Origin of the sequence: Neobacillus drentensis, from assembly GCF_036966985.1 — a bacterium.
GTDB classification, from domain to species: Bacteria; Bacillota; Bacilli; order Bacillales; family Cytobacillaceae; genus Neobacillus; species Neobacillus drentensis_E.
Window position 1 is genome coordinate 152 of sequence record NZ_JBALSN010000120.1, and the last position, 14,283, is coordinate 14,434.

The window sequence follows — 14,283 nt, forward strand, 5'->3', positions numbered from 1 at the left end:
TGCAATTGCAAGAGCAAAGGATTTAGCTCATACTTTTTAGTTGATTGGCACTGTCAGTTGTTTTTGAAAAAAGAAAGCTACCACGGAAATGAAAACGCGGTTTAGCCCTTATAAAACTTAATCAACAATAATTATAAGCATAGGAAATTTATTAAAGAGTCAACAAAATTGTTGGCTCTTATTTTTTTGATTGATTAGTAAGGGATAGTTTAAATACGTTCCGATTAAAAGTGCATTAGCTAAAGTGTGTGAAATTTATTTTCAGTCCGATACAAAAATTGACTGGATATAACGAAAATCGAGTTAATCTTTAGCGGTACATATTAGCAAACTGGTGCCTTAAGCCTTACTTAAGGTTGCAAGTCCGCGTTCTCTTAATTCTCCTCGATACCAAAAATAAAACGCTGATGAGGTAGTAGAAATAGTCCCCATAGGTCAAGCTAAATAGCAAAATGGAATATTACAGAACCTGAAAAGGTAAGGAAGGCGTCTTTCAGATGAGAAAGGAAGAAGTGGTTAAGCAATTTACAACTCCGTTAGATGCAGGGGCGTTCCCTTTAGGAACCTATCATTTTTATAAACGCGAATACCTGAACATTATATATAGAACCGATCTGGTACGCTTAAGAAAAATGGTTCCGGAACCAATGGAGGTTACCTCTCCGCTTTGTAGGTCGGTTTGGCGGCGCAACTATATTTTCAGTACGACCTAACAAAACGGGGGAATTGCTAGAAAAAGTAATGGGACTCGACTTTATCGGAAAAGAAGGAGATTTCGCTCGTTATCGTTCCTCAGCTGATATCGGAAATATCATTGACCTAAAATTAACGCCTATTGGACTCGGTCAAATGGTTGTGGGTACAGTACACCACATTGCATGGCAGGCTAAAGATGACCAGGATCAATTGGATTGGAAGAGATTTGTAGAGAGAAATGGATATGGAGTAACCCCGGTAAGGGACAGAAACTACTTTAATGCGATTTACTTTAGAGAACATGGGGAAATTCTATTTGAAATTGCAACGGATCCACCAGGGTTCGCTTATGATGAAACATACGCAATAATGGGAGAAAAATTGATGTTGCCTTCACAATACGAACCACATAGAGGACAAATTGAGCGCGCATTGCTTCCATTAGAAGTGAGAGAATTAGATTAATTAACGAAAAGGAATGATTGCTTTGCTTTCAATAGACCCAGCCGCAAATACCGAAAGGGAAAATTATAAATTTTTAATAGGAAGCATTATACCTAGACCGATTGCTTTCGTCACAACGATTTCGAAAGATGGTATTTTGAATGGTGCGCCATTCAGTTATTTTAATATTGTTACAGCTAATCCGCCAATAATTTCATTAGCGATTCAACGGCCGGAAGGAAGACAGAAGGATACAGCAAGAAACATCATCGAGGCCAAGGAATTCGTTGTCCATATTGTGGATGAACAAAATGTTGAAAAAGTAAATAAAACAGCGGCAATCCTGCCTCCAGATCAGAGTGAGATTAAGTTAGCAAATTTAACTCCTATTAAAAGCTTAAAAATTTCTGTTCCAGGAGTAGAGGAAGCAAAAATCCGAATGGAGTGTGTTTTAGAACATTCCGTAGAATTAGGAGGTTTGGAAGCACCTGGCTGTGATCTTATTATCGGAAAAGTGGTTCAATTTCATATTGATAATGAAATTTATGAAAAGGGAAGAATAAACCCTAGTGGCTTAGCCGCTGTAAGCCGTTTGGCTGGCAATAATTATGCAAAAATTGGCGAGATTTTTGAAATAGAAAGACCTAAATAGTCCTTGTAAATCCCATCGAACAAATGAATTAAATGATTTTTTACGAAGCGTAACAAAAAAATGATTTAGACGGGAATAACAGCCAAAGAGCTATTAGCTGGAGTGAAAATGGTATAAAGAAATTTAAAAAGAGGAATTATTAAAATTGAATTTTGATATTAAACATTATATAGAATGAACAGGAGATAATAAAATGACAGGATCGAAGGATTTTTATACCGCAGTAGAGGGCCGACGTACCTTTTATGGGATTAGCAGTGAACCAGTTGTATCTGATGAAAGAATTCAAGAAGTAATAAATCATGCGGTAAAGCATACCCCTTCAGAATTCAACACTCAAGCACAAAGAGTAGTTCTTTTATTAGGAGAACATCACACTAACTTGTGGAGTATTACAACTGAAACGTTGAGGAAAATCGTTCCAGCTGAAAACTTTGCTCCTACTGAAGAAAAAATGAATGCCTTTGGAAGTGGATATGGCACCGTCTTATTTTTTGAAGAAATGGCAGTAATTGAATCTTATCAAAAACAATTTTCATCGTATGCCGAAAATTTCCCCGTTTGGGCTCAACAATCTAACGGGATGCTTCAATATGTAATATGGACCTCGCTGGAGCTTGAAGGGTTTGGTGCTTCATTACAACACTATAATCCACTTATTGACAATGAAGTTAAAAAGAAATGGGGAATTCCAAGTAGTTGGAAAATGATAGCCCAAATGCCATTTGGTAAGCCAACTGCATCACCTAAAGAGAAGCAGTTCCAACCAATAGAAGATCGTGTTAAAGTATTTAAATAAAATTATGGCTCTGTTAAACTTGCCAGTTGATTGGAGCGAAAGAAGCTCACATTGGGGTGCAATGAAAAAACTAATCGGATACAATTCCGATTAGTTTTTTTATTTGTCGTCATTTATTATGGCATTGGTGGGACAAATGACCAACTATCAAAATGACTTGTTGAAGGCGTCAAGCAAAACGTCCTGTAACTGTTGCTAAATGGGCAAAAAAGCAAATAGAAAATAACATAACGAATCTTAAAATCTTTCGATTATTTTTTTTGTGGTAAAAAATATGAGGAAAGGTGTAAAACTTAGGATTGAAAATAGAAGCAAGGGCAACATATATTTGAATTTCTAATAAAGTTTTAATTTTATTATTTTTTAAATGAAAAGGAGATTGGCAATATGTCTAATGTAAATCTTGCAATCATCTTATATAGTTCAACAGGTACAAATTATCAGTTAGCACAATGGGCTGCTGAGGGGGCGAAGGAAGCTGGTGCAGAGGTTAAAATATTAACAGTTCCAGAATTTGCTCCTCAATCAGTTATTGATTCTAACCCTGCGTGGAAGAACTTTTATGAGGAAGTTGGAGTATGCATTCCAACAGTATCACTAGGTGATTTAGAATGGGCAGACGCAATTATTTTCAGTGTTCCAACTCGTTTTGGTAATATGCCATCACAAATGAAACAGTTTTTAGACACAACAGGCAGTTTATGGTTTAATGGGAAACTGGTTAATAAAGTGGTAAGTGCGATGACATCCGCACAAAACCCACATGGTGGACAAGAGGCAACCATATTGTCGCTTTATACAACAATGCATCACTGGGGAGCGATTATTGCCACTCCAGGATATACTGATCAAGTGATATTTGGAGCTGGAGGAAACCCATATGGAACAAGTGTTACTGTTGATCAGAATGGGAAAATGGTTGAAGAGTTTTCTGCTGTTCAAGCGGCCGTTAAGCATCAGGCAAACCGTACAGTTACAATAGCAGAATGGGTAAAAAAAGCTAATCAATAATTAATTACCGAGTTACTTCAAGAAAAAATCAAAATTACTGATGCTAATAAGTGAGGATGAGGTCGATTATAACCAGCTTGGACCTAAAAGGATCTCCTGAAAATATTCGTTAATTTTTTTTCGATTTTCACCAGAATTATCTAACTAGATGTTTTTATTATTACATACTGTATTTTAAATGTACCATTTTGAGATTTTTATTTGTATTATTTAAAGCAAATAAAGCAATAAATAAGCAAATAATAGGAGCCTAGTATGGGATCCTTATTTTTATTTGACTAAAATGTATTGATTTGGATGGATTTACCATTTTATATTAACTGAACAACTAACTAATACTATTTTTATTATGATGAAATGGTAGCTTCTCCTTGGTTTAAGATATCTTAGATAAAAATGGAACTTCTCATGAAGAATGGTTTAAAGGCCTCCGTAGTCTTCTTGCTAAACTCAGGGTAGTTAAAGAATATGGATTAGGAGGATTAGGTTACTGGCATTTAGGTACCTCTATGCCACAAACAGAGGAGATATTACTAAGGGAATTTAATGTTCAATAGTCCTACAAGATAAAAATGTATATGGAGGGTCCATGCATGGACAGCAATAATTGTGATTTTTCACCTATGAAACAACAATTAGAAGATGGTATTCAAAACCTGATTCTTCTGCTGCAATCAAATTTAGAAGTACTTAGTAACGAAAATTATTGTTTATTGGGAAGTCTCGAGGATGTAAAACAACATTTAATTGAAATTGAATCAATGGCGGCCTCATTTTACTTAAATTGTTATTTATCATCTTTTACTGACACTTATGAAGATTTATCCAACTCTGTTCAAAACCTCTCGAAACATAGACATGGTGCCCTGATTGTAGTTCAACGTGGTGATTCAGTTGAGCCTATCATTCAAAAAGGTACGACTTTAGGAGCATCAGTAACGCCTAAATTATTGGAATCCATCTTTTACCCAGGGAACCCGTTGCATGATGGGGCAGTATTAATTAGGGGAAACGAAGTGGTTTCTGCAGCAAATGTCCTTCCTTTAACACCAAAGAATATAGAGGGTAAAAAACTGGGGACACGTCACAGAGCAGCACTTGGAATAACAGAAAGAAGCGACGCACTTGTATTAGTGGTATCCGAAGAAACGGGCAAAATTTCTTTTGCCTTAGAGGGAAAACTATATCCTATTAATACTCAACAGCCCATTGTTTTTTAACGTCATAAACTAAAGAATATCCGGTCTCAAAACAATATGAGATATTACGATTTAGAAAAATTATTCTAGGAGGATTCATATGATAAAGATACTTTTGTTTTACTTAATTTCAGTTAGTGTGGTTTTAATGACTCCCATTTTCGCTTGTGCTCAAGTCATCCATGAAGTGAAACCTGGTGAAAGCCTAACCAAAATTTCAAATCAATACAAAGTAGACGAAGAGGACCTAGCTAAGCTAAACGGTTTAGCTAAAAATACTCAATTAGTCCTTGGACAGGCAATGATGATACCTGGTTCGACTTATATTGTCCAGCAAGGCGACAGTATTTGGGAGATCGCTAACCGTCACGCAATTAGTGAAATAACATTAATGAGACAAAATCATTTAAAGAGTCGAGTAATTGTCCCTGGTCAGAAATTAAGTATTCCTAGGCCGCCAAAAATGAATATTTGGACTGGAACTTATTTTGTTCCAAAAGATAAGAATTCAAATGCTTGGATGCTTAATAACTATAAAAAGACTCTTACTAGTATTTTCGTTTTTGAGTATCGGTCCGATGAACAAGGAAATATCATCGAAACACCAGAAAACCAGGCGCATAAGATTGCTTGGAAAGAAAATCTTCCACCTTTTGCTACACTTACAAATTTAAGTGAAAAAGGATTTGATCCTAATCTTACAAATCGGTTAATCAGTACGACATGGTTACGACAAAAATTTGTCAATAATATATATTCCCTTTTAGATAGTCACGATTACAAAGGAGTAGTAATTGACTTTGAACAGGTTAAAACAAAAGATCGGGCTAACCTTAACCAGTTTATTAAGGAATTAGCTTCAAAACTTCATCCGGCGGGAATGGAAGTTATGATGGCCGTTCCTCCAAAAGAAGGTGCTCAAATGCCATCTTATTCTGCAGGTTATGATTATCGAACGCTCGGCAAATACTTGGATAGAATGTTTTTGATGACTTATGATTGGCACTGGCCAGGAGGTCCTTCAGGCCCAATCGCTCCGATAGACAGAGTAAAAGCTACACTTGATTATGCAGTTTCTGTTGTAGATAAATCAAGGTTAATGCTGGGAATTCCTCAATACGCATATGATTGGGTTATAGGAACAAATAAGCGTTCAGGTTCTGCTTATTCCACTCAACATGCCATTGATTTATACACAGGATATCAAAGTCCGGTACACTATAATGAGAGTGCTGCTGCACCTTGGTTCCGTTATGTTGACAATAAAGGAAATCTACACGAAGTGTGGTTTGAAGACCCACGCAGCTTACTGGTTAAGTTCCGACTAGTTCGCCAATATGGACTAGCTGGAATGGGATGCTGGCATTTAGGTCTAACCATGCCTCAAACAGAAAAAATGTTACTAGAGGAATTCAATGTGCACTAATATTGTTATACCTTAATACAATCAATCTGTTCCAGGGGACTTAATAAATGCTATTGACTGGTTTTAAGAGTAGACTAACAATTTGTAAAGAAACCTGTTTTTCTTGCAGGGGGTCTCCTGGTTTTTTTCTTTGCAATCCCTTGTAGCTTTTCTTTTGTAAAATCAGAAAATGATTTAAAATTTTTGAAACTTTTAAAAAAATTTTACTTAGGATTTCTATTTTCATAAACCTCCTAATAATTATGTTTATAAACATTTGGAGGTCAATAAATGAACGTATATTTGGCGGGACCATTTTTTAACTCAGAACAAATTGCACTGTTAGAAAAATTAGAAATAATTTTATTTAATAAAGGATTAAATGTTTTTTCTGCACGAAAATACAAAAGTGAGTTTCCTTTTGGATCTTATCAATGGCAATATCAAAACTTTGTTACGGATGTAAATGCCATTCAGTATAGCGATATTATCTTTGCAGTTTATAACGATCAGGATCCTGGAACAATGTGGGAAGTGGGATATGCATGGTCGCTTAAAAAACCTATAATTATTTTTAATACAAAAGAAAAAGTGGTAAATCTTATGTTTGCACAATCTTCACATGCTTATTTAGATAGCTTTGATAAAGTAATTCAGTATGATTTTAATAAATTGCCTCGAATACTTTATCATGGAGCTGTAACTTAAAAATTTATAACAACAACGGAAATGATACATTAGGTAATAATAAAATTTTTTCCATTTTTTAATATAAAAAATAGATTGTTGACAAATTGATAAAATTATTTATAATTAAGTTATCTTGAAATTGAGATAATTAGATTTGAGATAAATTCATTAAAAGTATTAAATGGAAGGTCTTGTTAAAATGGTAACTTTATATTTAACACCTAGTTGTGTATATTGCCGTAAAGCTAAAGCTTGGCTTGAGGACCACCAAATTGCTTACAAAGAAAGAAACATTTTATCTGAACCGATTACGATCGATGAGATTAAAAATATTCTTCGACTAACAGAATATGGTACAGATCAAATCATTTCAAAAAATTCGAAAGCTTTTCAAAAATTGAATGGCAACATTGAATCTTTATCACTTCAAGAATTGTACAAGATCATTAAAGATAACCCAGAATTATTACGAACACCATTAATCATTGATGAAAAAAAGTTACAAGTCGGATATAACCAAGAAGAAATTCGTAGATTTATGCCACGTAAAAATCGTACTTTTCAACTTCGTGAAGCTCAACGAATGATTTATTAAATATAAGGTTTAAAACAAATAAAAAAATATATTCTCTAAAATAACATCGTATAATATTATTTTTATTAATATCTCGTATTAGAGATATATTAATGTGAGATATTTTGTTAAAGGAAGTGGTGGATGATATTTTCGGTACATTAAATAAGGATGAGGCTCAAATACTAGTTAATCTTTTGAAAAAAGTTAATAAAAGAGTGAAAAAATAAATTTTTAGATTAAATATCTTTAATTAGAGATTTTTGAATTTAATGCAGTTGTTTGATAAGAGTTTAATCGCATTATTTGCAGAAAATAATTTATAGATTAGATTAATAAAATTTAAATTGTTCTACTAAGGATCAGACAATTGAACATGTTTCGTAAAAAAATCATTAAAAAATGGAGTGACAAAAATGACTAAGAAAACTATGGGTATTCACCATATAACAGCAATTGTAGGGCATCCGCAGGAAAATGTAGATTTCTACGCTGGAGTTCTAGGGTTACGATTAGTGAAACAAACGGTAAATTTTGATGATCCTGGTACTTATCATCTTTATTTCGGTAATGAAGGGGGAAAACCAGGTACGATTATTACCTTTTTCCCATGGCCAGATGCTCGTCAAGGAATTATTGGTGATGGTCAAGTAGGGGTCACTTCTTATGTTGTTCCAAAGGGTGCATTGGAATTTTGGGAAAATAGATTGGAAAAATTCAATGTTTCATTTACTAAAATGGAACGCTTTGGAGAGCAATATTTAGAATTTGATGACCCGCATGGGCTTCACTTGGAAATTGTTGAAAGAGAAGAAGGTGAAGTCAATACATTCACTTTCGGTGGGGTAACTCCTGAAGTTGCGATTAAAGGGTTTGGCGGCGCAACTCTATTATCGGCACAACCTAATAAAACCGGGGAATTGTTAGAAAAAGTAATGGGACTCGAATTAATCGGAAAAGAAGGAGATTTCGCTCGTTATCGTTCTTCTGCAGATATCGGAAATATTATCGACCTTAAATTAACTCCTATTGGACGCGGTCAAATGGGTGTAGGAACAGTCCACCACATTGCATGGCGGGCTAAGGATGACCAGGATCAATTGGATTGGAAGAGGTATGTTGAGGCGAACGGTTATGGTGTTACACCAGTTCAAGATAGAAACTACTTTAATGCCATTTACTTTAGAGAACATGGGGAAATTCTATTTGAAATTGCAACAGATCCACCAGGATTCGCTCATGATGAAACACACGCAACGATGGGAGAAAATTTGATGCTGCCATCACAATATGAATCTCATAGAGGACAAATTGAACAAGTGTTGATTCCGATTGAAGTAAGAGAATTAGATTAATTCACTTTAGAGTCAAAGCATGAAGAATTACAAGAAACCTTACCATATGTGGAGGTTCGCGTTCTGGGAGGAGATAAATGATGAAACATATATTTAATAAGGGGACTAATTCATCAAAACCAACTTTACTATTGCTTCATGGTACAGGTGGAAATGAATTAGACCTGCTTCCTCTTGCGGGAAGAATTGATAATGAGGCTTCAGTATTAAGTGTACGGGGAAATATATTAGAAAATGGCATGCCTCGATTTTTCCGAAGATTAGCGGAAGGAGTATTTGATGAGGAAGATTTAATATTCCGAACAAAAGAATTAAATGAGTTTCTTGACGAAGCATCTCAAAAATATGATTTTGACCGGAATAATATTATTGCTATCGGGTATTCTAATGGTGCGAATATTGCGGCTAGTTTATTATTCCACTATCAAGATGCATTAAAGGGTGCCATTCTCCATCATCCAATGGTGCCGAGAAAAGGAATGGATCTTCCAGATTTGTCAGGGAAATCAGTATTTATTGCGGCTGGAACAAATGACCCAATCTGTTCACCACTGGAATCGGCTGAACTACAATCGTTACTTGAGCACGCAAACGCAAAGGTTGAACTTCATTGGGAGAACAAAGGCCATCAGCTAACCGTTGAAGAGGTAGAAGCCGCGGCTCAATGGTATCGCAAATTATTTAAATAAAAAATATTTCGGATAGACTATGTAATGAATGATACTCAACTGGTTTTTTAATTGGGAATCAAAAAGTTAAAATGCCTAATTATGAATATTAATTGAAAATGATTGAGAAAATAGGTGGTGTATTAAAATGGGTTTTTTATCTAAACTATTTGGAGATTCATCAAAAAAGGAGATTGAAACAATGACAAATGTAAAATTAGCCGTAATTTATTACAGCATGGGTGGAACAAACTACCAACTAGCAAAATGGGCTGAAGAAGGAGCAAAAGAAGCGGGTGCAGAAGTTAAAGTATTAAAAGTCCCTGAACTTGCTCCACAATCAGTTATTGAAGGAAATCCGGGTTGGAAAGCACATGTTGAAGCAACGAAGGCAGTACCTGAGGTAACATTAAACGATTTAGAATGGGCAGATGCCATTATTTTCAGCGTACCTACTCGATTTGGTAACATGCCAGCACAAATGAAGCAGTTTTTGGATACAACAGGAGGCTTATGGTTTAACGGAAAGCTTGTAAACAAAGTAGTAAGTGCCATGGCTTCTGCACAAAATCCTCATGGCGGTCAAGAGGCAACGATTTTATCCCTTTATACAACCATGTATCATTGGGGTGCCATTGTAGCAGCTCCTGGTTATACTGATCCAGTTACCTTTGGTGCAGGCGGTAACCCTTATGGAACAAGTGTTACTGTTGGACAAGATGGGAAAATGATCGAAGATGTTCAGGCAGCTGTTAAACATCAAGCTAAACGTACAGTTACTGTTGCCGAGTGGGTCAAAAAAGCGAATCAATAAAATTCTTGAAAAGCTAGTCGGAAATATTCCGATTAGCTTTTCAAAATGTTAGGTTTTGAGTAGAGGGTAATAAGCTCTCTCTTTGTGAACATTAGGGCAAGACATCATCTCAAAAAAGGAGAAAATTGATGACTACAAAACCATTATTCACATCATCTGCAACAGCTACTGGAGGAAGACAAGGCAGAGTTGAATCCTCTGATGGCAAAATAAAAGTGGATCTAGCAATGCCAGGCTCCCCAAGAGCGAAAGAAATTCCAAATGCCACGAATCCTGAACAGTTGTTCGCTTGCGGTTATTCCGCTTGTTTTGATGGGGCATTACAGCACATGGCTAGGAAAGAACATGTCAAATTCGAATCACAAGTAACTGCAAATGTGGATTTCTTAAAGGATGAGGCTGATGATGGATTCAAAATTGCGGTAACATTGCAAGTAAAAGGGACAGGTGTGGAAAAGAAAAAATTAGAAGAGCTTGTACATAAGGCCCACGAATTCTGTCCATACTCAAAAGCAACAAGAGGGAATATTGACGTCACTCTCCAGGTTGTTGAATAAATCCAATTCGTTGCTTGGTACTAATTTATTTATAAGCATATAAGCCTTATCGAGGACTGTGTTTTGCAATGTAAGTTTGTCTTACATTCTTATTTTCAAAATAATACCGAGAATCACGTTAAAACGCCTCAGCACAAATTCTGAGGCGTTTTAAACATAATACTGAAATCATAACAAAAGGATTTAAACTAAACATGTTATAATTTAACAATCGTTCATCCACGTATTTTTCCTTCTAAAATATCCTTTAATACTCCAGGCAGCTCTTTAATGTAATCATTTTTTTAATCTTATCCTTTTTTTCATGATGTAAAAAATCTGTTCAGCTTTAACCTATAAAATCATGTTCCTAATGGGAAAGAATATGGCAAATCCTTCCATATTTAATATAGTGTGAATAGGAGTTTTTACTTTTTCTCATTAAGTGCATGGAGTACGTATAATTGTCGACGATCACGCTCTTCTTCAAGCTGCTTTTCAGAGATGTTGCCAAAAGAAGAGTTAGCCTGTTCGGATAATGATTGAATCGTAGTTTCATCAAGTCGTGGACTACCAAGGTTATCCCAAAGTGCCTCCATTCCAGGACCTAGGTGTTTGAGAAAGGCAGGAAATCCTCCTTTTCCACCTCCCAGGTGGAAAGTCAAGAATGGTCCACCTGCTGCCCATCGAAGACCAATCGAGCTTGTTACAATTTCATCAAGGTCCTTGATCGAAACAACACCTTCTAATACCAAGTGAATGGCCTCCCTGAATAATGCTGATTGTAAACGGTTCGCTACAAATCCGGGTATTTCTTTCTTCAACACAAGTGGGTGCTTACCTAACGCTTCATAAAAAGCCACCGCTTTTTCAACCGCACTAGAAGACGTATTTTTTCCAGGCACAATCTCGACCAATGGGACAAGATGTGGTGGATTAAAAGGATGGCCGATTAACATATGCTCTGGATCTTCCATTTGCTCTGATATATCGCTTGCTTTTAAACCCGAAGAGGATGAAAACAATAATGTTTCTCTATTCACAAATTGTTCGATTTGATTGTATAACTCCTGTTTAAAGCCTATACGTTCGGGGCCGTTTTCTTGTACAACAGCGGCACCGTCAAGCGCACGTTCCAGGTTTTGCTCAATTACTAGTCGATTTGTAAGTCCTTCAGTTGGAAGTCCAAGTTCACGTAACGTTGGGATAATCTGTTTTATTCCTTCATGCACAACTTCCTCTAGGTCAGGACGAACATCGTTTACTCGTACCTCTAAACCTTTTGCAAGAAATAAGGCCGTCCACGAAATCCCAATCACACCGGCTCCAATAACCGTAACAGGGTTGAATCGACGTAGATCTTCGGGTAACAGGGGATTGTTAGTTTGTTTATTCATCGTATTCATAGCTAATATGTTTCCTCCTCTAGAAATTTTTAGGCTGAAGTCACTGATATTTTTACCTAAAGATAATCCTTTATTCTTCTAATCGTTCATGGATGGTAAAAGAATACCTGGGATTATCCGTGAAAGAAACCTTTAAAACGTGGACAGTGCTGGAGACAATCCTTTCATTTGTTGCTTTTGGCGGTGTATTATTGCTTAATTTGTTTGTTTAGAAACCATACTACTATTAGAAACTATAGAGGAAGTTTAAGTGACACATCTTAAATGTTTTACGCGAAGGAGAGAAGCTAATTTTGAGCTTCTCTCCTTGATTAGGAAATCACAATCACATTCTTAAATTAAGAAAACAGCCTTTGAATTAAAAAAGGAAAAGGACTCTCTTGACAGAGCATCTCTGATTAAATACAATATTTCTAGAAATACTGAAATAAGAATTGTTGAAAGGAGGTTTTTAGCGGTGAAAGATGATGATATTGCGGTAAAAGTCTATAAGGCACTAGGTGAATCGACTCGTTTACAAATCGTAAGATTACTTGCAGGGCAATCAGAGTTAGCTTGCCTGGAAATGGCAAATCAATTAAAAGTCCCTGCCAATTCAACATTGACACATCATTTAAAACCATTACTCGATTGCGGATTATTAGCAGTTCGCAGAGAGGGAACCTTCAGATTTTACAGTTTACAACGAGAAGTTATTGCACAATACGCTCCCACTTTACTTTAATGTTAAAGCGGAATAATTTTAATTTCAATTTCAGTATATATAGAAATACTGAATAATTGAAATGAACGGAGGAGAATATATGGGTCAAATTAGCAAAGAAACAAATAATTGGGGAAATTTAAAAAAAGGTTTAGACAGTAAATTGTTTGAACCGATAAAAATCGGAGCTTGGAATTTACGCTCACGTATCGCAATGGCACCGTTAACAAGAACCTTTGCAGATGATCAGACGGGTGTAGTAGGAGAGGATATTGTTGAATATTACCGAAAACGTGCTGCAGATGGCGTTGGTTTAATCATTTCAGAAGGAACGGTCATAAGTCCTCGTGGAAAAGGCAATCCTGGAGTTCCAGGCATTTATTCAGACGAACAAATTAAGGGATGGAAAAAAGTAACTGATGCTGTGCATAAAGAGGGAGGAACAATGATCGCTCAAATATGGCATGTTGGTCGTTTATCTCATCATGAGCTTGCTGGAAATCTGCCTCCTCAAGCACCATCAGCTATTCTAGCTGAAGGCCTTGTCTCTCGTTTCCGTAAGCCATATGATGTTCCTGAAGAAATGACAAATGATGATATTAATGAAGTAATCAATCAATATGCGCAAGCTGCGAAAAATGCAATAGCAGCAGGCTTTGACGGTGTGGAAATTCATGGTGCCCACGGATACTTAATTGACCAATTTAATTCAGATATAACCAATCATCGTACAGACGAATATGGCGGTAACCTTGCTCAAAGATTAACGTTCATGAAGGAAGTAATTAAAGCAGTTATCGCCGCAATCGGAACAGAACGAACAATGATCCGATTCTCTGCTCTTAAAGCAGATATACCAAATTACATGTGGGAAGATCCAGAAATGGCTATTCGTACATTTGTTGAGGCATTTAAGGAAGCGGGTGCAACAATGATTCACCCATCGATTATGCAATTTGATCGAGTGCTTGCAGATGGAAAAACAATGCATCAATTGGTCAGAAAATACTGGGATGGTGTCATTATTGGGGTAGGTACATTAAATCCGGAAATGGCGAATCAGGCGATAGAAGAAGGAATAATTGATGTCGCTGCTTTCGGACGTCCATTCATTTCTAATCCTGATTTTATTCATCGTTTAAAAAATGGAAAAGAAATAGAAGAATACGATGTTAAGAAGCATCTTCATACATTAATTTAAAGCACTAGAATAGAAAGAAGCTTATATAGCTTCTTTCATTTTGTACATTATTTCAGTGTTTATAGAAATATAGAAATTAATAATGATATGGAGGAGAAAATTGCACATGTCCAATACAGCAAAGATTTAT

General features: G+C 36.0%; 16 protein-coding genes and 2 pseudogenes. 16 read left to right on the forward strand and 2 right to left on the reverse strand.

Features of this window, described 5'->3' with window-relative positions:
- Nucleotides 1-497 precede the first annotated feature (497 nt).
- The 7 genes and pseudogenes from V7659_RS08320 (at nucleotide 498) to V7659_RS08350 (ending at nucleotide 6,227) form a co-directional block, all read left to right on the forward strand.
- Complete coding sequence (locus V7659_RS08320) at nucleotides 498-713, forward strand: acetoacetate decarboxylase family protein (protein WP_335539348.1); 216 nt, start codon at nucleotides 498-500, stop codon at nucleotides 711-713.
- Nucleotides 679-1,161: pseudogene (locus V7659_RS08325) on the forward strand (VOC family protein); the annotation flags it as partial. The gene V7659_RS08320 and the pseudogene V7659_RS08325, both read left to right, overlap by 35 nt.
- 22 nt (nucleotides 1,162-1,183) lie before the next feature.
- Nucleotides 1,184-1,792 carry a flavin reductase family protein gene (locus V7659_RS08330; protein ID WP_335539349.1) on the forward strand — a complete coding sequence of 203 codons (609 nt, stop codon included), beginning with the start codon at nucleotides 1,184-1,186 and terminating at the stop codon, nucleotides 1,790-1,792.
- A 193-nt stretch (nucleotides 1,793-1,985) separates the two neighbouring features.
- A complete protein-coding gene (locus V7659_RS08335) occupies nucleotides 1,986-2,591 on the forward strand; it encodes a nitroreductase family protein (protein ID WP_335539350.1) in 606 nt (201 codons plus the stop codon).
- Between the two features lie 387 nt (nucleotides 2,592-2,978).
- Complete coding sequence (gene wrbA, locus V7659_RS08340) at nucleotides 2,979-3,602, forward strand: NAD(P)H:quinone oxidoreductase (protein ID WP_335539351.1); 624 nt, start codon at nucleotides 2,979-2,981, stop codon at nucleotides 3,600-3,602.
- A gap of 593 nt (nucleotides 3,603-4,195) precedes the next feature.
- A complete protein-coding gene (gene cdaS, locus V7659_RS08345; protein WP_335539353.1) occupies nucleotides 4,196-4,822 on the forward strand; it encodes a sporulation-specific diadenylate cyclase CdaS in 627 nt (208 codons plus the stop codon).
- Between the two features lie 79 nt (nucleotides 4,823-4,901).
- A complete protein-coding gene (locus tag V7659_RS08350; RefSeq protein ID WP_335539355.1) occupies nucleotides 4,902-6,227 on the forward strand; it encodes a glycosyl hydrolase family 18 protein in 1,326 nt (441 codons plus the stop codon).
- A 40-nt stretch (nucleotides 6,228-6,267) separates the two neighbouring features.
- Here V7659_RS08350 and V7659_RS08355 read toward each other — a convergent pair whose 3' ends face one another.
- Nucleotides 6,268-6,453, reverse strand: coding sequence for a hypothetical protein (locus V7659_RS08355; RefSeq protein ID WP_335539357.1), 186 nt, complete (start codon nucleotides 6,451-6,453; stop codon nucleotides 6,268-6,270).
- Between the two features lie 44 nt (nucleotides 6,454-6,497).
- On the opposite strand from V7659_RS08355, the gene V7659_RS08360 reads away from it, so the two are divergent.
- From V7659_RS08360 to V7659_RS08385, 6 genes are all read left to right on the forward strand, one after another.
- Nucleotides 6,498-6,914, forward strand: a complete 417-nt coding sequence (locus tag V7659_RS08360) for a nucleoside 2-deoxyribosyltransferase (protein WP_335539358.1) — start codon at nucleotides 6,498-6,500, stop codon at nucleotides 6,912-6,914.
- Nucleotides 6,915-7,095: 181 nt separating this feature from the next.
- The gene (spxA, locus tag V7659_RS08365) at nucleotides 7,096-7,491 is read left to right on the forward strand and encodes a transcriptional regulator SpxA (protein WP_335539359.1); all 396 of its coding nucleotides are present in this window, start codon (nucleotides 7,096-7,098) and stop codon (nucleotides 7,489-7,491) included.
- A 395-nt stretch (nucleotides 7,492-7,886) separates the two neighbouring features.
- On the forward strand, nucleotides 7,887-8,825 hold the full coding sequence (locus tag V7659_RS08370) for a ring-cleaving dioxygenase (RefSeq protein ID WP_335539361.1): 939 nt from the start codon (nucleotides 7,887-7,889) through the stop codon (nucleotides 8,823-8,825).
- 80 nt (nucleotides 8,826-8,905) lie between these two features.
- Nucleotides 8,906-9,514 carry an alpha/beta hydrolase gene (locus V7659_RS08375; protein ID WP_335539371.1) on the forward strand — a complete coding sequence of 203 codons (609 nt, stop codon included), beginning with the start codon at nucleotides 8,906-8,908 and terminating at the stop codon, nucleotides 9,512-9,514.
- Between the two features lie 127 nt (nucleotides 9,515-9,641).
- The gene (gene wrbA / locus V7659_RS08380; protein WP_335539363.1) at nucleotides 9,642-10,307 is read left to right on the forward strand and encodes an NAD(P)H:quinone oxidoreductase; all 666 of its coding nucleotides are present in this window, start codon (nucleotides 9,642-9,644) and stop codon (nucleotides 10,305-10,307) included.
- Between the two features lie 128 nt (nucleotides 10,308-10,435).
- Complete coding sequence (locus tag V7659_RS08385; RefSeq protein WP_335539365.1) at nucleotides 10,436-10,864, forward strand: organic hydroperoxide resistance protein; 429 nt, start codon at nucleotides 10,436-10,438, stop codon at nucleotides 10,862-10,864.
- A gap of 407 nt (nucleotides 10,865-11,271) precedes the next feature.
- On the opposite strand, the gene V7659_RS08390 is transcribed toward V7659_RS08385, so the two are convergent.
- On the reverse strand, nucleotides 11,272-12,249 hold the full coding sequence (locus tag V7659_RS08390) for a 3-hydroxyacyl-CoA dehydrogenase NAD-binding domain-containing protein (protein WP_335539367.1): 978 nt from the start codon (nucleotides 12,247-12,249) through the stop codon (nucleotides 11,272-11,274).
- Between the two features lie 89 nt (nucleotides 12,250-12,338).
- Between V7659_RS08390 and V7659_RS08395 the strand changes: the two are divergent.
- From V7659_RS08395 to V7659_RS08405, 3 genes and pseudogenes are all read left to right on the forward strand, one after another.
- A pseudogene (locus tag V7659_RS08395) lies at nucleotides 12,339-12,461 on the forward strand (GntT/GntP/DsdX family permease); the annotation flags it as partial.
- 245 nt (nucleotides 12,462-12,706) lie between these two features.
- On the forward strand, nucleotides 12,707-12,973 hold the full coding sequence (locus tag V7659_RS08400) for an ArsR/SmtB family transcription factor (RefSeq protein ID WP_335539369.1): 267 nt from the start codon (nucleotides 12,707-12,709) through the stop codon (nucleotides 12,971-12,973).
- Nucleotides 12,974-13,052: 79 nt separating this feature from the next.
- Nucleotides 13,053-14,153: an alkene reductase gene (locus V7659_RS08405; protein ID WP_026565602.1), complete on the forward strand. Its 1,101-nt coding sequence runs from the start codon at nucleotides 13,053-13,055 to the stop codon at nucleotides 14,151-14,153.
- The last annotated feature ends 130 nt before the right edge of the window (nucleotides 14,154-14,283 follow it).

Coding starts and splice junctions, on each gene's coding strand:
- V7659_RS08320 (WP_335539348.1), top strand. CDS start 498: ATGAGAAAGGAAGAAGTGGTTAAGCAATTTACAACTCCGTTAGATGCA.
- V7659_RS08335 (WP_335539350.1), top strand. CDS start 1,986: ATGACAGGATCGAAGGATTTTTATACCGCAGTAGAGGGCCGACGTACC.
- wrbA (WP_335539351.1), top strand. CDS start 2,979: ATGTCTAATGTAAATCTTGCAATCATCTTATATAGTTCAACAGGTACA.
- cdaS (WP_335539353.1), top strand. CDS start 4,196: ATGGACAGCAATAATTGTGATTTTTCACCTATGAAACAACAATTAGAA.
- V7659_RS08350 (WP_335539355.1), top strand. CDS start 4,902: ATGATAAAGATACTTTTGTTTTACTTAATTTCAGTTAGTGTGGTTTTA.
- V7659_RS08355 (WP_335539357.1), bottom strand. CDS start 6,453: ATGAAAATAGAAATCCTAAGTAAAATTTTTTTAAAAGTTTCAAAAATT.
- V7659_RS08360 (WP_335539358.1), top strand. CDS start 6,498: ATGAACGTATATTTGGCGGGACCATTTTTTAACTCAGAACAAATTGCA.
- spxA (WP_335539359.1), top strand. CDS start 7,096: ATGGTAACTTTATATTTAACACCTAGTTGTGTATATTGCCGTAAAGCT.
- V7659_RS08370 (WP_335539361.1), top strand. CDS start 7,887: ATGACTAAGAAAACTATGGGTATTCACCATATAACAGCAATTGTAGGG.
- V7659_RS08375 (WP_335539371.1), top strand. CDS start 8,906: ATGAAACATATATTTAATAAGGGGACTAATTCATCAAAACCAACTTTA.
- wrbA (WP_335539363.1), top strand. CDS start 9,642: ATGGGTTTTTTATCTAAACTATTTGGAGATTCATCAAAAAAGGAGATT.
- V7659_RS08385 (WP_335539365.1), top strand. CDS start 10,436: ATGACTACAAAACCATTATTCACATCATCTGCAACAGCTACTGGAGGA.
- V7659_RS08390 (WP_335539367.1), bottom strand. CDS start 12,249: ATGAATACGATGAATAAACAAACTAACAATCCCCTGTTACCCGAAGAT.
- V7659_RS08405 (WP_026565602.1), top strand. CDS start 13,053: ATGGGTCAAATTAGCAAAGAAACAAATAATTGGGGAAATTTAAAAAAA.